17 protein-coding genes are annotated in these 19,685 nt (G+C 58.1%); 11 read left to right on the forward strand and 6 right to left on the reverse strand.

Translation table 11 applies throughout. From position 1 onward, the window contains the following. Positions 1-509: 509 nt before the first annotated feature. From BMZ63_RS07500 to BMZ63_RS07515, 4 genes are all read right to left on the reverse strand, one after another. Positions 510-1,151 (reverse strand): hypothetical protein, encoded by a 642-nt coding sequence (locus tag BMZ63_RS07500; protein ID WP_143072201.1) that lies wholly within the window; start codon positions 1,149-1,151, stop codon positions 510-512. A 444-nt stretch (positions 1,152-1,595) separates the two neighbouring features. Then, positions 1,596-2,093 (reverse strand): copper chaperone PCu(A)C, encoded by a 498-nt coding sequence (locus BMZ63_RS07505; protein WP_091703829.1) that lies wholly within the window; start codon positions 2,091-2,093, stop codon positions 1,596-1,598. Between the two features lie 106 nt (positions 2,094-2,199). Next, entirely contained in the window at positions 2,200-2,712 is a 513-nt protein-coding gene (locus BMZ63_RS07510; protein ID WP_091703832.1) for a phosphate-starvation-inducible PsiE family protein, read from the reverse strand. A gap of 39 nt (positions 2,713-2,751) precedes the next feature. After that, on the reverse strand, positions 2,752-3,090 hold the full coding sequence (locus BMZ63_RS07515; protein WP_091703835.1) for a zinc ribbon domain-containing protein YjdM: 339 nt from the start codon (positions 3,088-3,090) through the stop codon (positions 2,752-2,754). Between the two features lie 305 nt (positions 3,091-3,395). Between BMZ63_RS07515 and BMZ63_RS07520 the strand changes: the two genes are divergently transcribed. From BMZ63_RS07520 to BMZ63_RS07555, 8 genes are all read left to right on the forward strand, one after another. Then, positions 3,396-3,848, forward strand: a complete 453-nt coding sequence (locus BMZ63_RS07520) for a YaiI/YqxD family protein (protein ID WP_091703838.1) — start codon at positions 3,396-3,398, stop codon at positions 3,846-3,848. An 82-nt stretch (positions 3,849-3,930) separates the two neighbouring features. Then, positions 3,931-5,736 carry an ABC transporter ATP-binding protein gene (locus BMZ63_RS07525; RefSeq protein ID WP_091703841.1) on the forward strand — a complete coding sequence of 602 codons (1,806 nt, stop codon included), beginning with the start codon at positions 3,931-3,933 and terminating at the stop codon, positions 5,734-5,736. Between the two features lie 52 nt (positions 5,737-5,788). Continuing rightward, a complete protein-coding gene (locus BMZ63_RS07530) occupies positions 5,789-6,562 on the forward strand; it encodes an ABC transporter ATP-binding protein (protein ID WP_091703844.1) in 774 nt (257 codons plus the stop codon). Further along, complete coding sequence (locus tag BMZ63_RS07535; RefSeq protein WP_091703847.1) at positions 6,552-7,484, forward strand: iron-siderophore ABC transporter substrate-binding protein; 933 nt, start codon at positions 6,552-6,554, stop codon at positions 7,482-7,484. Before BMZ63_RS07530 ends, BMZ63_RS07535 begins: the two co-directional genes overlap by 11 nt. Beyond that, positions 7,474-9,504, forward strand: coding sequence for a Fe(3+)-hydroxamate ABC transporter permease FhuB (gene fhuB, locus BMZ63_RS07540; RefSeq protein ID WP_091703850.1), 2,031 nt, complete (start codon positions 7,474-7,476; stop codon positions 9,502-9,504). Before BMZ63_RS07535 ends, fhuB begins: the two co-directional genes overlap by 11 nt. Next, positions 9,491-10,309, forward strand: coding sequence for a (2Fe-2S)-binding protein (locus BMZ63_RS07545; protein WP_091703853.1), 819 nt, complete (start codon positions 9,491-9,493; stop codon positions 10,307-10,309). The genes fhuB and BMZ63_RS07545 overlap by 14 nt, the downstream gene beginning before the upstream one ends. After that, the gene (locus BMZ63_RS07550; protein ID WP_091703855.1) at positions 10,299-11,312 is read left to right on the forward strand and encodes a helix-turn-helix transcriptional regulator; all 1,014 of its coding nucleotides are present in this window, start codon (positions 10,299-10,301) and stop codon (positions 11,310-11,312) included. The genes BMZ63_RS07545 and BMZ63_RS07550 overlap by 11 nt, the downstream gene beginning before the upstream one ends. A gap of 109 nt (positions 11,313-11,421) precedes the next feature. Beyond that, entirely contained in the window at positions 11,422-13,599 is a 2,178-nt protein-coding gene (locus BMZ63_RS07555) for a TonB-dependent siderophore receptor (protein ID WP_091703860.1), read from the forward strand. Positions 13,600-13,721: 122 nt separating this feature from the next. On the opposite strand, the gene BMZ63_RS14875 is transcribed toward BMZ63_RS07555, so the two are convergent. Beyond that, positions 13,722-13,916 (reverse strand): hypothetical protein, encoded by a 195-nt coding sequence (locus BMZ63_RS14875; RefSeq protein ID WP_143072202.1) that lies wholly within the window; start codon positions 13,914-13,916, stop codon positions 13,722-13,724. Between the two features lie 30 nt (positions 13,917-13,946). Here BMZ63_RS14875 and BMZ63_RS07560 point away from each other — a divergent pair, with 30 nt between their 5' ends. Then, complete coding sequence (locus BMZ63_RS07560) at positions 13,947-16,082, forward strand: TonB-dependent siderophore receptor (protein ID WP_091703863.1); 2,136 nt, start codon at positions 13,947-13,949, stop codon at positions 16,080-16,082. Positions 16,083-16,185: 103 nt separating this feature from the next. Then, entirely contained in the window at positions 16,186-17,307 is a 1,122-nt protein-coding gene (locus BMZ63_RS07565; RefSeq protein WP_091703866.1) for a PQQ-dependent sugar dehydrogenase, read from the forward strand. 165 nt (positions 17,308-17,472) lie between these two features. On the opposite strand, the gene BMZ63_RS07570 is transcribed toward BMZ63_RS07565, so the two are convergent. Next, on the reverse strand, positions 17,473-17,886 hold the full coding sequence (locus tag BMZ63_RS07570) for a GFA family protein (protein WP_091703869.1): 414 nt from the start codon (positions 17,884-17,886) through the stop codon (positions 17,473-17,475). A 195-nt stretch (positions 17,887-18,081) separates the two neighbouring features. On the opposite strand from BMZ63_RS07570, the gene dacB reads away from it, so the two are divergent. Further along, a complete protein-coding gene (dacB, locus tag BMZ63_RS07575; RefSeq protein ID WP_091703871.1) occupies positions 18,082-19,647 on the forward strand; it encodes a D-alanyl-D-alanine carboxypeptidase/D-alanyl-D-alanine endopeptidase in 1,566 nt (521 codons plus the stop codon). The last annotated feature ends 38 nt before the right edge of the window (positions 19,648-19,685 follow it).

Below are 19,685 nucleotides of genomic sequence, written 5' to 3' on the forward strand. Positions count from 1 at the left end.
TAACGCGAAGGTAACCGGCGCCGGAGCGCCAGCGGAGGGGACCAAAAGCGGCACGCTTTTGGCGTCCGGTTGACCGGCTAGTTAGTGGCAGGGTGTTGACGTTGCCTGCTCCCTGGCACTGACCGCGACGGCCTACTCCGTTACCTTGCACCGGCTCACGCCGATACCGTTTGTTTGAAACCACCGCCAAGCCAGCGGCGGATGAACCTGTACTCAAAGGTACCAGATCCTGACTTAAATTTCGGCGGACAGCCCAAAACGACGAACACCGATTTTGCTACCAACGCCGCTGACGATTAAAGCTGCCAAATCGGACGCGGACTCTGCTGGCCTTGGTGCTCACCAGACTAAGCGGGTTTGGCTGCCAAGCCCGGCACCAAGGCCACTGGCACACGGCCACCCAAAAGGCCGGAGCCTTTGCCATTAACGCCAGCCAACATGCGCGCCTACGAAATGGAGGCGAAGCCGCAATGTAGTAGGCGTCGCTGTGCTTGGTCTTGTTAAGTTACTTACCCGATAACCAGCCGCAAGAATGGGGCTAGCAGATGGCTGTTTTTTTCAATTGCAAAGGCACCTACCAAAACTGGGAAGCCAAGATCTACAGTAGACAACTTTATCCATTGCCCAAACTTCAGGTTCCTTTGCTCAGTAAATACTCGGGCCAAGTCATCACCCGCTTTTGACAGTCGATCTTCGTAAAACTTCGAGCCGCTCCCTACGAAGTACTTTATCTTTTGGTCAATGTCATTAGAAAGCGGAAGCTTCGCAGCTGCAATTTCCGCTATCGACTTGTTGAGCACCTGAAGCGTTGCATGGATCTGAAGCAGATAGCCGTAAGCCTGAATCGCTTGATATATCTGTGCCGTCGATCGCCACTGCCGAAAATCGTGCCAGCTGTATATTAGAAATGATAGGTAGAAATAAACCAGACCCAACGTTGTAGCGCCGAGGATTATTGGCCTTGTATGTTCAAAATCGTCAACCTCAAACCAAACGAATCGTTTGAGAGACAGCCCTTCAATCGACAGCAAAACTAAGACTGAGGCAAGTATCAGCAAGGTCTTTCGGGTACGCCGCGTGTGCTCCGAAAAAAAGTCCTTGAACACGATATCTGTGGGTTTCATTCCGTCTTTCAGTTCGAATTTTGTCACGTTAGCGAAACCCTTTAGCAAACTTAACTGCATAATTCAACGACAAACGACTTCTATCCGATACGCGCCTATTTTAACACCCGCCACACAGCCACCCGTCGTTTTCTTTCTTTTTATCAGAAACCTACCATTCTCCGAACAGTAGCGCCGCCGGAAATAGGCGTCAATTTTCCGGTTTGTCTCAAGTCATAAATTCGCCTATTCGCACGCTCCACGTCTGGAAGGCGATATTTTTCAAAGAGATGCAACCATTCCGGAAGAAGATCGCGGACTTTAACGACAGTTGTCGCATATCTCCGGTTAATCAGGTGATGTGATCGGGCTCCACAGGGCAACGTGCGGCTCCATGCGCTTTTGATGGCAGGCGGGGAATCAGAGGAAAAAGGGAGGGATGACGGAGTCAAACGACCGGTGCCGACTGACTCCGCGAGGTTTGGCGAGGTATCAGTGCTCCATGCTGGAGTGATCCATCTGCTTGCTGCCATCCATAGACTGCACCCGCAATTCCACGTCCACAGAGTCGGCACCCTCAAACTCCAGCGTTACCGGCACCGGCTCACCCTCGGTGATGGGGCTCTTCAGTTGCTCCAGCATCAGGTGGTAGCTCATGGGTTCGAGCTTCACGGTTTCGCCAGCCGGGATCGCCAGGCCGCCTTTTACGGACTGCATGCGCATGATGTCGCCGTCCATCACGGTTTCATGGATGGAGACGTGGCCGGCCTTGGGGGTTTCAGCGCCTACCAGGCGGATTTCTTCATCGGTGTGGTTGCTGATTTCCATGTAGCCCACACCCATGGGGGTGCCCGGCGGTGTGGGGCGGGTCCAGGGGTCGGCGATGCCAACCGGGCCTTGTTCGCCACCATGGTCGGCCGCAAAGGCAATGGGTGCGAGGGCCGCGCAGGCCAGGGCAAAGGCGCAGGCCAGGGAGTTCAGTCGTTTCATGCTCAGTCACCAGGTGCTTGTTTTTCGGTATTTTCCTGCCGGAATCATCGGCGTAACCCCTCTTACCCTGCAAGCGGCAAATTGTCGCAGAAACACGGGCGCGCTCTTACCAGTCCCGGTTCGGGTCTCCCTGGCGCAGCAGCCAGTAGGTAATGCCCAGCGCCAGGGTGGTGGCGGCAATACCCAGCAGGTACATGGGGGTGAGGGTTTCAAAATCCAACACGATCACTTTCCGGGCGATGGCCATCAGGGCGGTGGCGACTACCAGCTGAACCGGAAACACGTTGGTGCCCAAGTACAGGCGGATGTTGATGAAGATTTCCACCGCAATCAGCACCGCCATGAAGGCGCCGAAGGTGAAGAAGATGTCGTTGATGTCCAGCAGCAACAAAGGCGGCGTCACCAGCCGGTCGTAGATGATGTAGATGACATCGCCCACGCCCCAGAGAATCACCGCCACCATCAAAACCGCCAGCACGCGGATGGCAAAACGAATGATCCGATGCAGGCCCCGGAAGAACGGGTCCGGAAAATCTACCGGCAGTTCTTGATGCAGCTCATGCCGCTTCTCATGTTCAGGAACTGTGACCTCTTCCTTCTCGTTACCAGAACCCGCCATAAACCATCTCCTTCCGGGCCTGCATTCATCTGGGAGTGATCAGGCCTTTTTCACAAACTCCGATTTCAACTTCATAGCACCGACACCATCAATCTTGCAATCAATATCGTGATCACCATCAACCAGGCGAATGCTCTTCACCTTGGTTCCCACCTTCACAACCAGGCTGGAACCTTTCACCTTCAGGTCCTTGATCACCGTCACCGAATCGCCGTCCTGAAGCTCATTGCCGTTGGCATCGCGAACCACCGGGCCCGCCTCGGCTTCCGCCTGCTCAGCCTCGGTCCATTCATGGCCGCACTCGGGGCACACAAGCTGAACGCCGTCTTCGTAGGTGTATTCGGAGCTGCACTGGGGGCAAGAGGGGAGCTGGGACATTATCATTTCCTGTTAATAGAGTGTGAACGGAATTATACCACTTCCCGCGCGTTGATTTCTCAGCAGCTCTATCCATCTACCGAGCCGCGGCGTCTTGCTGATTGATCGAAAGGCATATGCGGATAAGGCTTCCAAAAATTTTGAGGGCCAAGGATGGCCCGAAATAAGCGCACAAGGATGTGCTCGTAGCGGTTTTTGGAAGCCTTATCCGCATATGCCAGCCTCCCAAATAGCAAATACAAAGAAGCAGTCGCGGACCTCATCCGGTAAACTCAAACCAAAACCAAGTTCAAAGGAACCCCCAAATGCCTATCTGGGTCGACGCCGACGCCTGCCCCGTACCAATCAAGGAAATCCTCTGCCGCGCCGCCACCCGCTGGCAGGTTGAAACCACCTTCATTGCCAACCACGCCATCAACCTGCCACCGAGCCCGTACATCAAGCGCCGGCAGGTACCCCTGGGCTTCGACGTGGCCGACAACGACATCATGGAACAGATGACCAAAGGCGATCTGGTGATCACCCAGGACATCCCCCTGGCCGCCGAGGCCATCGAGAAAGGCGCGGACGTGTTCAACCTGCGCGGCCAAGCCTTCACCAAAGAGAACATCCGCCAGCGCCTGGCCATGCGCAATTTCATGGAAGAGATGCGCAATGCAGGGCAAGTCACCGGTGGCCCGGCCCCGTTCAGCCAGACCGACCGCAAGGAATTTGCTGATAAGCTGGACCGGTGGCTACAACGAAACGCACGCAAGTGATAATGATTAAGTTTTAAAATAGCAGCGAATCCGCTACCCTTGCCGGCTTTCATCACCGAGCCCTGTCATAAGGAAGCGGATCATGTCTTCAAACCGCCAGCACACCAGCAGTTTTGTCGCCCTGGGTCGACTGCTCCGGTATGCCCGGGGCTACCGCCGCCGGATCATCGCCGCCACCACCTGCTCCATCATCAACAAACTGTTCGATATCGCCCCGGAAATCCTGATCGGCGTGGCCATCGACGTGGTGGTGAACCAGGAAGAAAGTTTTGTGGCCGGGCTGGGCTTTGAGACCGCCCAGGAGCAGATCACCGTGCTGGCCGCCCTCACCTTCTTTATCTGGGCCGGCGAATCGCTGTTCGAATACCTGTTCCAGGTGCTCTGGCGCAACCTGGCCCAGCGCCTGCAATCCGACCTGCGCCAGGATGCCTACGAGCACGCCCAGCGTCTGGACATGAGCTTTTTCGAATCCACCAGTTCCGGGCAGCTGGTGGCCACCATGAACGACGATGTGAACCAGCTGGAACGCTTCCTGGACGGCGGCGCCAACGCCATGATTCAGGTGGGTGTCACCGTGGTGGCCGTGGGTGCGGTGTTCTTCGTGCTGTCGCCACTGATCGCACTGCTGGCCTTCACCCCGATTCCGCTGATTATCTGGGGCGCGTTCTACTTCCAGCGCAAGGCCGGGCCGCTGTACGCGGACGTGCGCGAAAAAGTGGGCGATCTCTCCAGCCGGCTGGCCAATAACCTGGGCGGCATCGCCACCATCAAGAGCTTCACCGCCGAGCAGCGCGAATCCGAGCGGCTGAAGCAGGCCAGCGAGGCCTATGTGCAGGCCAACGCCCGCGCCATTCGCATCAGCTCCGCCTTCATTCCGGTGATTCGCATGGCGATCCTGGCCGGCTTTCTGGCCACCTTCACGGTGGGCGGCATGATGGCGCTGGAAGGCTCGCTGAACGTGGGTGCCTACGGCGTGCTGGTGTTCCTGACCCAGCGCCTGCTCTGGCCGCTGACCGGCCTGGCGGAAGTGATTGATCTGTTCGAACGCGCCATGGCCAGCACCCGCCGCATCCTCGACCTGCTGGCCGAGCCGGTGAATGTGCGTGACCAGGCTGGAACCTCACTGGCCCAGCCGGTGCGCGGCGAGGTAAGTTTCAACAACGTCGAGTTCCGCTATGGCAGCAGCGGAGCCGGCGTGCATGGCATCAGCCTGGACGTGCCGGCCGGCCATACGCTCGCCTTGGTGGGCGCCACCGGCTCCGGCAAATCTACCCTGATCAAACTGCTGCTGCGCTTCTACGACCCCGAACGGGGTGAGATCCGCATCGACGGCCAGCCCATCCGCGAGGTCAGCCTGAAATCCCTGCGCGATGCCATTGGCCTGGTCAGCCAGGATGTGTACCTGTTTGAAGGCAGCATTCGCGACAACCTGGCCTACGGCAAACCCGGCGCCAGCGAAGAAGAGATCATCGAGGCGGCGAAAACCGCCGAGGCCTGGTCGTTCATCAGTGCCCTGCCCGAGGGCCTGGACACCGCCGTGGGTGAACGGGGCGTGCGCCTCTCCGGCGGCCAGCGCCAGCGCCTGTCCCTGGCCCGTGCGTTGCTGAAAGACCCACCAATCCTGGTACTTGATGAGGCCACCAGCGCCGTGGACAACGAGACAGAGGCCGCCATACAGCGCTCTTTGAGCCGCATCGGCCACAACCGCACGGTGATCATGATCGCCCACCGGCTGTCCACCATCGTGGAAGCCGACACCATTGCGGTGGTGGAAAACGGCCGGGTGATCGAGCAAGGCGACCACCAGAGCCTGCTCGCCCGCCAAGGCGCCTACCACGCCCAGTGGCAGGTACAAACCGGGCAGGTACTGGCCCACACCACAGATTGATAGTAATTATTATTTAGATTACCATGCCGACTCTTGACGATGGGGAGCCTGCATGTCGGCATTTTTCGAAGTTTCCAACCTCGGGGTTCGCATTGGCGACACCCCGATTCTTCAGGATGTAAACCTGGGTTTCGCGGAGGGTGAAGTAACCGCCCTGCTGGGCCACAATGGCTCGGGCAAGTCCACCCTGCTGAAAGTGCTGGCGCGGCATCAGCCACCCACAAGCGGTCACGCCCGGCTTCTGGGCAAGTCCTTCCAGCAAACGGGCGCCCGGGAATTCGCCCGAACGGTGGGTTATCTGCCCCAGCACCCGCCCGCCACCGATGGCCTGACCGTGCGTGAACTGGTGGCCCTGGGCCGCTACCCCTGGCGCGGGCCGCTCGGGCGCTATACCGCCGAAGACCACCAACTGATCGACCAGGCCATTGCCGACACTGGCCTTGAAGCTTTCAGCCACCGCTCCGTGGACACCCTCTCCGGCGGCGAACGCCAGCGGGCCTGGATTGCCATGCTGCTGGCCCAGCAAACCCGCTGCCTACTGCTGGACGAACCCATCTCCGCGCTGGATGTGAAACACCAGGTGGAAACCCTGCGCCTGGTGCACCGGCTGGCCGAAAGCCGGGAGCTGACGGTGATTGTGGTCTTGCACGATGTGGATCTGGCGGCCCGTTTCTGTGACCGGCTGGTGGCATTGAAGGCCGGCCGGCTGATCGCCGATGGCCGCCCGGACGAGATCATGAAAGAAGGCACGCTGGAAGCCATCTACAGCGTACCGATGGGCGTGATGGAGCGGGCTCCCGGGCAGTGGGTGTCTTATGTTCACTAGGCCTGCAGCCCTGACGTTACTGTTTTTCATACTGTCGGCACTGGCCCCCACAGCCGCAGCCGAATCCTGGCAACACGAAAACGGGACACTCACCCTTGAAGACACCCCGAAACGGGTAGTCGCCCTGAACTGGGCCGCCACCGAGGCCCTGCTGTTGCTGGGCGTCACCCCGGTGGGCGTGGCCGACCTGGAAGGCTATGGCCATTGGGTGCAAGAACCCGCGCTGCCGGAAAGCGGCGTGGCCAACGTGGGCACCCGGGTGGCCCCCAGCCTTGAAGCCATTGCCGAACTGGAACCGGACCTGATCGTCACCAGTGCGGAGATGGCTCCCGCTGCCGGTCTGTTGAATCGTATTGCCCCAACCTACGTGATCAGCGTGTACCGCGAAGGCAAAGACGCCTTCGACCAGGCCCGGAAAATGCTGCTGACCCTTGGCGACATACTGGACCGCCAGGAGCGCGCTGAAGACGTGATGGCGGACATTGAACAGACACTGGCCGAACAGCGCGCCCGGCTGGCCGGCGCGGACCTGCCACGCCGGCCTGTGGCACTGGTGAACTTCCTGGACTCCCGCCATGTACGCATCTATGCCCCCAATGGCCTGTACCAGACCGCACTGAAGGCCCTGGAACTGCCCAATGCCTGGCCCCATGCCGGCAACTTCTGGGGGTTCTCGGTCGTCGGGCTCGAAACCCTGGCGGAGCACCCGGAAGCCCGCCTGGTGGCACTCTCACCCACTCCGCCCGGACTGAAGCAAACCCTGGCCGAAAGCCCATTCTGGACCTACCTGCCCGCCGTGCAGCGGGACCAGGTGTACCAGATGGATCCGGTCTGGCCGTTCGGCGGTGCCTACCAGGTCAAGCGCCTCGCCGTCTACCTGACCGACGCCCTGTTGGCCGGAGGTACCGACAATGTCCAATAGTCTAGCCAGCGCTGCCCCATACGCCCCCACCCTGCCGGCACGACTGCCACTGGTGGCCGCCGCTCTCTGGCTGACCGCCCTGCTGGCCAGCGCCGCTCCCTGGCTCGGTGAGCTGTCGCCACTGGCCTTGCTGCAAGCCTTCGCCGGCTTCAACGAGGACAGCTACGCCTCGGTCATGGCTCACTTCAGTTGGGCACCCCGGGTGGCCATGGCGGTTCTGATCGGTGCAGCACTGGGCCTGGCCGGTGCCGTAACCCAGCAGATCCTGGGCAATCCACTGGCTTCCCCCACCACCCTGGGCGTGGCCGCCGGCAGCCAGTTTGGCGTGACCGTCGCCTCGCTGTTCTTCCCCGGCCTGCTGGCCTGGAGCGCCGATGTGCCGGCTATTCTGGGCGGGCTGCTGGCCATTGGCATGGTCATCGCGCTGACCTGGCGCCTGGGCTTCTCGCCGGTCACGGTGATTCTGGCCGGGCTGGTGATCACCTTCTTCCTGGGCGCCACCAACATGGCCTTCCTGCTGCTCAAGGGCGAATGGCTGGGCAACCTGTTCATCTGGGGCGCGGGCTCGCTGGTGCAGAACAACTGGCAGCCGTTCCAGGACCTCTGGCCCCGGGTCATCGTACTTTCCTTCCTCATGCTTTTGCTGATGCGGCCACTGCAACTGCTGCAACTGGGCGAAACCTCAGCCCGCTCACTGGGCGCGAAGGTGGCCTGGGTGCGCGCGCTGGCGCTTTTTCTGGTGGTGTTGCTAAGTGCGACGGTGGTCAGCCGCGTGGGCGTGATCGCCTTTGTCGGCCTGGCGGCCCCGGTGCTGGCGCGCTTACTGGGGGCCCGGACCCTGGGTGAAAAGCTGGTCTGGAGCCCGCTGCTGGGCGCAGGTCTTTTGTTACTGGCCGACACTCTGGCCCACTGGGCCTCCACCTGGGGCGACGGCTCACTGATTCCCACCGGCACCACCACGGCATTGATTGGCGGGCCGATTATCCTGCTGGCCCTGCAGAGTATCCGGAATACCCATCACATGCCCGGCCAGGCTTCCAACCCGCCCGGCTTCCTGCCCAGGCGCCGGTCCGCCAGTGTGATTGCCGGCGTGTTGCTGGTGCTGCTGGCGGCCACAGTGGTGATTTCCATGGGCTGGTCGCCCGGCCTTGAGGGCTGGAACTGGACGGCCGTGACCAACTGGGATGATGCCTGGGTCTGGCGCGGGCCGCGCATGCTCGCGGCCATCCTGGCCGGCGTTGCCCTGGGGCTGGCCGGCACGCTGATCCAGCGCATGACCGGCAACCCCATGGGCAGCCCGGAAATGCTGGGCATCAGCGGTGGCGCGGCCCTGGTGATGGTTGTCGTGGTGCTTTCCGGCATCGAGGCGGGGCGCACCGTACAGATACTGGCCGCCACCCTGGGTGCCGCCGGGGCATTGGGGCTACTGATTCTGCTGGCCCGCAAGCACCGGTTCGCCGGCAATCAGCTGCTGCTGGGCGGGCTAGCGCTGTATGTGTTCATGGACGCCGGCCTGCGCCTGGTGATGGCCGCCGGCGGCACCCAGGCCTCGAAACTGCTGAACTGGATGTACGGCTCCACCTGGCTCATCTCGGAAACCGAGGCGCTCAGCCTGATGACCGTGATCTTTGCCATCAGTACCGTGCTGGCCATCATTGTCCGGCCGCTGACCATTCTGCCCCTGGGCGATGTGTCCGCCTCCTCCCTGGGCCTGCCGGTGGCCCGGGCGCGGCTGGCCCTGCTACTGCTTGCCGCCGTGCTGACCGCAGCGGCAACTGTGGTCATCGGGCCGCTGAGCTTCGTCGGCCTGATTGCCCCGCACCTGGCGCGGGTGCTGGGCCAGCAAACCGTTGGCCGCCAGTTGATTGTGGCCGGGCTTGTGGGCGGCGTGCTGCTGGCCCTGGCCGATTACCTCTCCCGTATTGTGGTCTATCCGAACCAGTTGCCGGCGGGCCTGCTGGCAGCGCTCGTGGGGGGCCTGTATTTCCTCTGGGGGCTGAGCCGTCATGGCAAGGCCTGAACCGGAAGCCGCCCAATACTCCTGGGCCGAACGTTACCAGCGGCTCTTGCAAGCGGACGGGCTGGACCGGGAAACGGTTCTGGGGGGCGCCCTGCAACGCACCAGCATTGAACGGCGGGGCCTGTTCTCACTGGCCCAATGCCTGGCGCAGCCGGAATTGCTGGTTCAGCAGATTCAGACCGACTACCCGGACGCCACCACCGGCCAGAGTCTCCGGACCTATGCGTCGGTCCTGCAACAGGACCTGGCACTGAGCGTGATCGCCCCGCTCGCTCTCCGGCTTTTCCGCTACCATGAGGCGCCGGTGGCAGAGCCAACCCGAATCTTTCTCGCGCCCCTTGAGCAGAGCGGCCAGACAACCAACCGCTGGTTCCAGATCCCGGACCAGCCGGCAGTCGATGAAACCACGTTCATACGATCAATGGCACAACAAACCCGGCAGTGGTATCCGGTATTCCGGCAAGAGTGGAAAGTCAGCCCGGGAGCTTACTGGAGCAGTGTCGGACTGGGCCTGGGCGCACCCTTCTCGGCGGTCTGGAACCTGGCGCAGCCGGCTGCGGTGTGTGAGTTGGCGCAACAATGGCTGGAGCAGTTCAATAACGAGGCAAACCGATTTATCGACTGGATACCGGCGGTGTTCGCTGAACAGGAAACCGCCATTCCCCAGCGCAAGGGGTGCTGCCTGAAATATCGGTTGCCGGAAGGTGGGTATTGCGGGACGTGCGGGGTTTATCGGAAGGAGCGGTTGGCGAGGCTCGACATTCAGCGATCAAACCCGTGGGTGGGAGCAAATAATGAACGATAATCCCCCTCTTCATCATCAAACCCTGTTGCCCCCCGGTAACAGTGAACACCAGTACTATCGCGTTCGGGAGTTTCAGAAGTTTGGAGAAACGTTCGACATTAACTACCGTTTTCCCAACCTTTCGTCCAGCGGCGACGATTTCAATCAGACGGTAATCGCTGAAGGCCAGATATCCGAGCACATCCTGAGTTCCGGCTTTCGTTTTACCTTTTCCGATCTACGCATCCGTCAGCACTATGAATCGGTTTCGCTAGGTCACGCACCGCTTTTAATTCTTGTTGTCCAGGAAGGTAATATCCGCCTCAAAATCGGGGCACTGGAAAGGGAACTGACTCCCGGGAGCGCAGTTACCATGCAACTGCATCCTGAATATGCATTGCAGGCCATACAGCCTGCTCAGGAACGCCTGACCACCATGACGTTGGCCTTTAATCCAAAGTCAGCCAATGTGGGACGGGCCGCGTCACCAGCGCTTTACGAACTTCTGGCGCGTGCGCGAGCTCCCTTTTTTGTGTGGACCTTACCTTATTCGCTAAAACAACAACTCCAGGCAAATAACCATCCCGATCTACCTGAAGCACAGCAAAATCTCGTTCTGGAAGGACTGGCACTGCAACTCGCCGGTCTAGGGGTAACGGTAGACGCAGATGCCAAACCGGTTTTTTCATCGGTATCTGAACAACAGCAGAAACGTCTTGAACTGGTCAGGCAGCATCTGGAATTTTCTCCCGACAAGGAGCACCAGCTTAGAGATCTGGCTCGTCTTGCGGCAATGAGCGAAAGCGGCCTCAGGACGAAGTTCCGAAACACCTACGGCGTATCAGTCTTTGAATACTGGCGCCGGTGCCGGTTCGAGTTGGCCCGCCAGTACCTGGAACAGGGATTCAGCGTTCAACAAACTGCTCACATGGTTGGCTACAGGCACGCCACAAACTTCACCACAGCGTACAGACGACACTTTGGCCTGCCCCCAAAGAATCGGCCAGAAACCAACCAGATTTAGCGCTTCGCATAGGTATTCTGCTTTTTCGAATACCAAACCAATGACACGAACAATAATAATTCGCATTGTTTTTATTAGGCGCAATTTTGCATTCTTTGGAGCAGTACTTATGACCCTGAATTCGCATCACCGCACATTATTCAAACCCTCAGCCCTGGCCCTCGCCATCGCGAGTTGTACCCTTGGTTCCACCGTTTATGCTCAGGAAGAGTCTGTTACCGAACTGGATGCGATCGAAGTGTCTGCAGAGGAGGCATCTGCCACGGGTACGTCACCCATTGAAGGCTATACGCCGGAGGCATCTGTAACCGGCACTAAAACCAGCACCGATATCAAGGAAACACCCCAATCAATCAGTACCGTGACTGCTGATGAAATCAGTGATCAAAACGCAGCAAATATGGGTGAAGTGTTGCGCTACACAGCCGGAGCACGGGGTGAAACCTTTGGGTTCGAACCTCGTACGACTTTCCTGCGGATTCGCGGCTTTGATGTTGCCACCAGCGGCCTGTTCCGGGATAACCTGAAGCTGGCCAATCCAGGGTTTGCAGCCGGTTATAGCCTGGAGCCTTACGGAGCTGAAAGGATTGACGTGCTCAAAGGCCCGTCTTCCGTGCTGTATGGCCAGGCCGGTCCGGGTGGCTTGGTGAACTACGTTTCCAAGCGTCCAACGTTCGACACTCGACGAGAAGTTCGGGTTGAAGCCGGAACCAACGAGCTGATGCAAGGACAATTCGATCTCAGTGGCGCCGTGAATGACAGTGATACATTGGCACTACGGCTGGTGGGACTGGTTCGTGACAGTGAGACACAAGTGGATTACGTCAACGACGACCGCAAATACCTGGCGCCGAGCCTGACATGGCAGCCAACCGATGCGACACGTCTGACTGTACTGGCTCACTGGCAGTATGACGATACCCAGCCGTCACAGCGTTACCCACTGGAAGGCACTCTGGATTCCAACCCAAATGGCGAGATTCCCGACAACCGTTTCACCGGTGAACCTGGCTACGATGAATACACACGCCGTGAGAGCGCCATCGGCTACGAATTTGAGCATCATATCAATGATCAGGTGACGGTCCGCCAGAACGTGCGTGATTATCGAAACGATGTGGATGACAAAAGTGTCTATACCAGTAGCTTGAAATCTGACAAGCGCACCATCATTCGCCAACGTTATGACAGTTTTGGCCGCATTGATGGTCTGAACCTTGATAATCAAATTGAAGTGGAGGCCAAGACCGGCGCTGCTGAACACACCTTGCTGATCGGCCTTGATCACCAGGATATCGATGTTTCATCGAAACAGTATTATAGCGATACCACCACCAACCCCATGGAGCTGGACATTTTTGATCCCCAGTATGGTAGTGCTATTGCCAATGCCCCCCTGCAAAAGGATGAAGACAGTAAATTAAAGCAAACCGGGGTATACCTGCAGGATCAGATCCGCTTTGCTAGCTGGACCGTCACGCTAGGCGGTCGGTACGACAGTGCCCGTACCAGCACCGTCGACAAGCTGAATGGTGGTGAGACTCATCGCGAGGATGACGAGTTCAGCGGCAGAGCCGGCGTCAACTACCAGTTCAGCAATGGTCTGGCCCCGTATATAAGTTACATGGAATCCTTCCTGCCCAATGCAGGTGCAGACGCAAATGGCAACCCATTTGAGCCGGAAACGTCACACCAGTATGAGGTTGGGGTTAAATACCAGCCAACTACCAGTACGCTGCTTACGTTGGCGTATTTTGATTTGACGCGCGAAAACTATTTGACCACCAATCCATCAACCTTCGCAGATGAGCAAAATGGCGAAGCCAATTCACAAGGTATTGAGTTGGAGCTACGGGGCCGTGTATCCGACAATCTGGATGTAATTGCCAGCTACACCTACACCGATGCAGAAGTCACCCACTCAAGTACTCCGACCGAGGAAGGTGAACCTCTGGAATATACACCGGAACATGAGGCCGCTCTGTGGGGCAAGTATACCTTCCACTCCGGCCCGATTGCCGGCCTGGGGCTTGGTGCGGGTGTTCGCTATATCGGTGACAGCTACGGCGCCTATTCATATGGCCCGAACGATTTGCTGGAAGTACCCAGTGTAACCCTCGTGGATGCCGCCATCACCTACGATATCGGTCAGATATCTCTGGGGCTGCATGCCCAGAATCTTATGGACGAGAAATATGTAGCTACAGCATTTGGCAGCCCATGGGGTAGTTCCGGGACTTATGGCACTCGTAGGGAAGTGACCGGTTCAGTGACCTACCATTTCTGAGAGCTGGAGAATCATGATCACAGGGATGCGATCATGGTTCTCCCCCTTTCTGTTTATCCCCCCTTCTGGCAAGCCAGCCTCCAGGCGTGACTGGTTCCGCTCACCAAAAGTACCGACTGTACTCACACTCCCGCAATCAACCCGGACAGGACCAAAACAACAAGGCCGGTCGCCACAGCAGCGATTTTTAATCCTTCAACAACTTCTCTTTCTGCTTCCACGAGAGCTACCTCCTTCAAAAATCCAGCAAACATAACGACAATATATTGCAAATCATAACCGTTATCATTACTATTTGGAAAGTTAATTCCTTGCAACTCACTCAGTTATCTCGAGGTACATCATCGATGCGTTTGGCGCGTAAATCACATCAAGCCACCAACCGAAGACTCCCCTGCCTTGTTTCCACAACTGTTATTGCGCTTGGCACAGCCAGCTTGCCTGCCGCAGCCCAGGAAACACTGGATGCCATCAATGTCACAGGAGAGCGAATCAATTCACCAACCGCACCTGTTGAAGGGTATGTCGCCAACTCCAGTGCATCAGGCACAAAAACCAATACGCCCATTGATGAAATTCCCCAGTCCATCTCCGTGGTCACCCGGGACCAGATGCGTGATCAGGGTGCCAACAGCATCCAGGAAGCGCTCCGATATACAACCGGTGTCGGCGCGGAACAATACGGTTTCGACAGTCGCGGCGACTGGCAATCTGTTCGCGGTGGCACCCCTGTTATTTTCCTCGACGGGCTCCAGAAAACTTTTGGCAGCTACAACAATGCGCGTACAGATCCGTACCTGCTTGAAAGAGTAGAGGTCATTCGGGGACCATCTTCCGTACTCTACGGACAGGGCAACGTGGGAGGATTGATTAATCTGGCCACGAAACGGCCACAGGCTGAACAAGCCAATGAACTTCGACTCGAGGTCGGCAATCATTCAAGAAAACAGGCTGCCCTGGACTCCACCGGAAAGTTGAACGATGACGGCTCCCTGCTCTACCGGTTTATTGCCCTTGGTCGCGACAGTGATACTCAGGTAAAACAGGTTGAGGATAACCGGGCTGTAATTGCGCCCGCCATCACCTGGCGCCCGAGCGAGCACACGGAATGGACCCTTCAGGGCTTGCACCAGAAAGACCGCACCGGCACTACCGCCCAGTTCCTGCCTATTGAAGGCACACTGAAGCCTTCACCTAATGGCTTGCCCCAAATACCAACAGACCTGTTTATCAGTGAACCGGATTTCGACCGCTACAACACCGAGCAGACTGCCGTCACTTCGCTCCTGCGCCATCAACTGAATGATGTCTGGACGCTGCGCCAGAACCTGCGTTATTCGGAAAGTGAAGTTGATTATCAGAGCATTTACTCCGAGTTTCCGCCAACGCTCCAACCAAATGGTGATATCTCCCGGGTAGCCTATGCTAGGAAATCAAACCTCGACACCTTCACAGTGGATCATCAGGCAGAAGCACTGTTTGCTACCGGAAGCATTGATCACACCCTTTTGATGGGCTGGGACTATCAACATGCTGTTACCAAAGGAAGCAAGGGAGGCGCTGAAGATGTTGGTGACCTGAATGTCTTTAACCCGCAATACGGCAATTACACTCGCCTAAGCGCCAGCGATTTCAGCGACATAGCAGAAAACACCGTCATCCAGAGCGGCTTCTACGCACAGAACCAGATGACCATTAACGACAAATGGATTGCAGTGCTGGGACTGCGTCACGATTCAACACGCAATAAAACCGAGGGCAACCAGACCTATTCCGACGAGGAAGTGACTGGTCGGGTAGGCCTGATGTACAAGTTTGATGCTGGGTTCACCCCGTTTATCAGCTATTCCGAATCGTTCAACCCACTAACTGGTGTGGACAATAACGGTAACCCCTGGGAACCACTGAAAGGCGAACAGGTGGAATTGGGGGTGAAATACCAGCCGACCGATTCGAACAGCCTCTATACGGCAACGGTGTATGATCTGAGAGAGAAAAACCGGAAGGCACCAGACCCGGCTGACCCCAACAACGATATCCAGAACGGTGAGACCAGTGCTAAAGGTGTTGAGCTTGAAGCCAAGGTCGATGTAACCGGGTCCTGGGATTTGATTGCCAATTACGCTTACACGGACACCGAAGTGGAAAAAGGCACAAATGAAGGTGCCAGACTCGCAGCCATCCCTGAACACACCGCATCACTCTGGAGCCAACATAACTTCAGCAGTGTTGGCGTGCCTGGGCTGCGTGCAGGCGCGGGCGTACGCTACATAGGGGCCAGCTGGGACGGAGCGGATGAAATCAAGACACCTTCCGAGACCCTGATTGACGCCATGATTGCCTACGGCCTCGACAACTGGGAACTGGCACTGAACGTGAACAACCTGACAAACGAAACCTACTTCACCTCATGCCTGTCCCGGGGTGATTGTTTCATAGGCACGGAAAGAACTATCGTGGGTTCACTGACCTATCAGTTCTGACCCTCTGACAACGTCACAAAAACGCCATCGCACCGCGATGGCGTTTTTGTTTATGCTGTATTCAGAAATACGAGATGTGAACAGCTACGCCCGAGGAGGCACCATGCTTCGCACCATCGCCCTGACCGGCTTTTGCCTGATGGTTCTGCACACCCCTGACAGCTTGGCGGAACAACTGTTTTCATCTGACAAAACCGATTTCCAACTACAAACCATCGCCACCAACCTCGAACACCCCTGGAGCCTGGCGTTCCTGCCCAATGGCGACCAACTGGTCACCGAACGCACGGGCCAGCTGCGCCTGATTCGTGATGGAAAGCTCCAGAAAGAGCCCGTCCGGGGCTTGCCCGATTTGGCGGTATCGGGCCAGGGCGGCTTGCTGGATGTGGTGTTGCACCCGGAATTTTCAGACAACCACCAGCTTTTCCTGAGCTACGCCCACAAAACCCGGGAAGGCCTGACCACCCGCGTTGCACGGGCGGTGTTTGATGGTGAAGCACTGAGCGATGTGAACGTCATCTTCGAAGCCCTCCCCCGCTCCCGCGCCGGCCGGCACTTTGGCAGCCGGCTGGAATTTGATCAGGAAGGTTATCTTTACATCTCCGTTGGTGACCGGGGCGAGATGGACCGGGCACAAGACAGGCAGGACGACGCCGGCGGCGTGCACCGCATCACCACCGATGGCGAGCCGGCTCCCGCCAACCCGTTTCTGAACAACGCTTCCGCCAACGACACCTTCTACACCTGGGGCAACCGCAACATCCAGGGCATGACCCGCCATCCCGAAACCAAAGAAATCTGGACCCACGAGCATGGTCCAAGGGGCGGTGATGAAATCAACATCCTGGAAGCCGGTGCCAATTACGGCTGGCCGAAAGTGACCTACGGCATCGACTACTCCGGCCTGCCCATCACCAGCAAAACCACCATGGAAGGCATCAAAGACCCACTCCACTACTGGGACCCGTCCATCGCCCCCTCCGGCATGGCCTTCTACACCGGCGACCTGTTCCCCGAGTGGCAAGGCGACCTGTTCGTAGGTGCTCTGGTTATGCGCAAATTGGTGCGCCTGAGCATAGCGAATGGCGATGTGGTAGAAGAGGAAGACCTGCTGACAGACCTGGATGAACGCATCCGCGATGTGCGCATGGGGCCGGATGGCGCGCTTTGGCTACTGACGGATTCGTCAAGAGGGAAGGTTTATCGAGTAGTGCCAGTAGAGTGATACTAAGAGCCGTGCTCTACGGAAGGCGGGAAATAAGTCTAAACGCGGAGTCAGGGGTGCTGTTCCAAAAATTTTGAGGGCCACGGATGGCCCGAAATAAGCGCTCATGGACGAGCTTGTAGCGGTTTTTGGAACAGCACCCCTGACTCCGCAGTCCGCCAAAAGCTAATGCGGATCATTCGTCCGCTCAGTCTTCTCAAATTGCGGCAACTCATCGGTAATCTCAAACCAGTCCGACTTCGAACCCACAAACACATGCTGAGCCGCCTTCTGCCCAACGGGCCCATCCAGCGCCCCAACCCGCAACCTCAAAATACCGGGAATCGCATCCACCCGGCTGTAAAGCTGGCTACCACACCGGCTACAAAACGCCCGATACTTACCCGGCCGGGACTCAAATTCAGTAATCAGCTCCTCACCCGCAACAAACCGGAACCGCACCTTCTGCGCCGGAGCGCTGGCCGAAAACGCACTGCCGTGGGCCCGCCGGCACTGGCTGCAATGGCACAAGGCAATCGGCCCCAGAGGTCCCTCGTACTCAAACCGGATATCACCGCACAGGCATTGGCCTGTTTTCATGGCTGCTCCTCTCACAAAGTTTTTAAATTCAACAACCTGATCATACCTGTACCGGAACACAGAAACACCCTAAGAAAAAACCTTTACAAACCATACAGCTGTAACTAGTTTTTAATGTGCTATGTAGAGTATTGTCGTGGTGCCATCATTACAATTAGGCTATGTTTATACCACCACCCCCAAAGGACGTCAGCCATGCTGCCCCAGCGCTCAGATAAGCGGCTTCAGCACAAAGCCAGGATAGCCCAAACGGTACTCAGAGCGCTGGCGCTGGCAACGGCCTGCTCACTCCCGGTAACCGGTCTGGCTCAGGATTCCTCCCGCGAAACCTATGGCGCCGCCCACCTGTGGGCCAGCGAAGTGCGCGATTTCGCCACCCAGTCCCTCAGTACCGATGAAGGTGTGGGGGTAGCGGCCGTGCCCCTCGACGGACCGGGCATTGACCAGTACGTGAACGCTGACCAACTGATGAGCCCCGGCTCCATCATGAAGCTGGTAACCACCTACGCCGCTCTGGAGCTGCTCGGCCCCAACCACCGCTGGGAGACCGATTTTCTGACCGACGGCAACCTTGTTGGAAACACACTGGAAGGCAACCTTTACGTCCGTTTCAGTGGTGACCCCAAGCTGACCATCGAACGGCTCTGGCGCACGCTGCGGGAACTGCGTTCAATGGGAGTGACCCGCATCAACGGCGACCTGGTGCTGGACGGCACCCACTTTCAGGTGGACGGCTTTCCGAAATTCGACGACACCGGCGACAACCCCTACCGGCCGTTTCTGGTGGAACCCTCCGCCTATCTCACCAACCTGAACCTGCTTCATTTTCAGGTGCGGGCCGATGAACGGGGCACACAGGCATGGGCCACCCCCAACCTGTCGGAAGTAACCATCGATAACCGCATTACCGCCACGGCCGAAGGTCCCTGCCCTGCCCGGCGGCGCTTCGACTGGACACCGATTTTCCATGACGACAACAAGGTGACGGTGCAGGTCACCGGCTCACTTCCCCAGGGGTGTCGCACCACAACTTACCTTTCCCTGCTGCCCCACGAGCAATATTCCGCTTCACTGATCCGTTCGGTTCTGGCTGAAACCGGCGTCACCGTAAACGGTGGTGACCGCCTGGCCAAAACCCCGGAAGACGCACGCCTGATGATGCGCACCAGCTCACCAGACCTGGTGACCATGGTGCGGGACATCAACAAGTGGAGCAGCAACGTGATGGCCCGCCAGATGCTGCTGGCCATTGGTGCCGAGCATCGGCAGGAAGACCAGAAAGACGACCGGGTGGCCGGTATAGAGGCGATCTACGGCTGGCTGGAAGGCAAAGGCATCAACACCGCGGGCATGGTGATTGATAACGGCTCCGGCCTCACCCGACACGGCCGTATCACCGCCCGCCAGGGCGTGAAAATACTGCAACAGGCCTGGCAAAGCCCCTATGCTTCGGACCTGATGGCATCACTACCGATTATTGCCATGGACGGAACCATGGCCAGCCGGCTGAAGAATACCGGCCTGGACGGCAAAGGCCGGATCAAGACCGGCCTGCTGGCCAATGTGCGCTCTATCGCCGGCTTCACCCGCGACGAGAACAACACCACCTGGGCCATCGTCGGCATGGTGAACAACGACCCGGCATGGAATGGCAAGGCCGTGCTCGACCAGGTTCTGCATTCATTACATTACCAGCCACCAACCGGCACCGCCGTTTCACAGTCCGATACTGCCGCAGGCCGCCGCACCACTATTCAATAGAACGGGCGGGGCTCACCCCGCCTTGAACACCTTCTCCA

This window comes from Marinobacter persicus, from assembly GCF_900114155.1.
Taxonomy (GTDB): domain Bacteria; phylum Pseudomonadota; class Gammaproteobacteria; order Pseudomonadales; family Oleiphilaceae; genus Marinobacter; species Marinobacter persicus.

Excerpts from the sequence above, each read along its gene's own strand:
- BMZ63_RS07505 (WP_091703829.1), bottom strand. The coding sequence starts at position 2,093 with ATGAAACGACTGAACTCCCTGGCCTGCGCCTTTGCCCTGGCCTGCGCG.
- BMZ63_RS07570 (WP_091703869.1), bottom strand. The coding sequence starts at position 17,886 with ATGAAAACAGGCCAATGCCTGTGCGGTGATATCCGGTTTGAGTACGAG.
- dacB (WP_091703871.1), top strand. The coding sequence starts at position 18,082 with ATGCTGCCCCAGCGCTCAGATAAGCGGCTTCAGCACAAAGCCAGGATA.
- BMZ63_RS07550 (WP_091703855.1), top strand. The coding sequence starts at position 10,299 with ATGAACGATAATCCCCCTCTTCATCATCAAACCCTGTTGCCCCCCGGT.
- BMZ63_RS07515 (WP_091703835.1), bottom strand. The coding sequence starts at position 3,090 with ATGTCCCAGCTCCCCTCTTGCCCCCAGTGCAGCTCCGAATACACCTAC.
- BMZ63_RS07565 (WP_091703866.1), top strand. The coding sequence starts at position 16,186 with ATGCTTCGCACCATCGCCCTGACCGGCTTTTGCCTGATGGTTCTGCAC.
- BMZ63_RS07510 (WP_091703832.1), bottom strand. The coding sequence starts at position 2,712 with ATGGCGGGTTCTGGTAACGAGAAGGAAGAGGTCACAGTTCCTGAACAT.
- BMZ63_RS07530 (WP_091703844.1), top strand. The coding sequence starts at position 5,789 with ATGTCGGCATTTTTCGAAGTTTCCAACCTCGGGGTTCGCATTGGCGAC.
- BMZ63_RS07520 (WP_091703838.1), top strand. The coding sequence starts at position 3,396 with ATGCCTATCTGGGTCGACGCCGACGCCTGCCCCGTACCAATCAAGGAA.
- BMZ63_RS07525 (WP_091703841.1), top strand. The coding sequence starts at position 3,931 with ATGTCTTCAAACCGCCAGCACACCAGCAGTTTTGTCGCCCTGGGTCGA.
- BMZ63_RS07555 (WP_091703860.1), top strand. The coding sequence starts at position 11,422 with ATGACCCTGAATTCGCATCACCGCACATTATTCAAACCCTCAGCCCTG.
- BMZ63_RS07545 (WP_091703853.1), top strand. The coding sequence starts at position 9,491 with ATGGCAAGGCCTGAACCGGAAGCCGCCCAATACTCCTGGGCCGAACGT.
- BMZ63_RS07535 (WP_091703847.1), top strand. The coding sequence starts at position 6,552 with ATGTTCACTAGGCCTGCAGCCCTGACGTTACTGTTTTTCATACTGTCG.
- fhuB (WP_091703850.1), top strand. The coding sequence starts at position 7,474 with ATGTCCAATAGTCTAGCCAGCGCTGCCCCATACGCCCCCACCCTGCCG.
- BMZ63_RS07560 (WP_091703863.1), top strand. The coding sequence starts at position 13,947 with ATGCGTTTGGCGCGTAAATCACATCAAGCCACCAACCGAAGACTCCCC.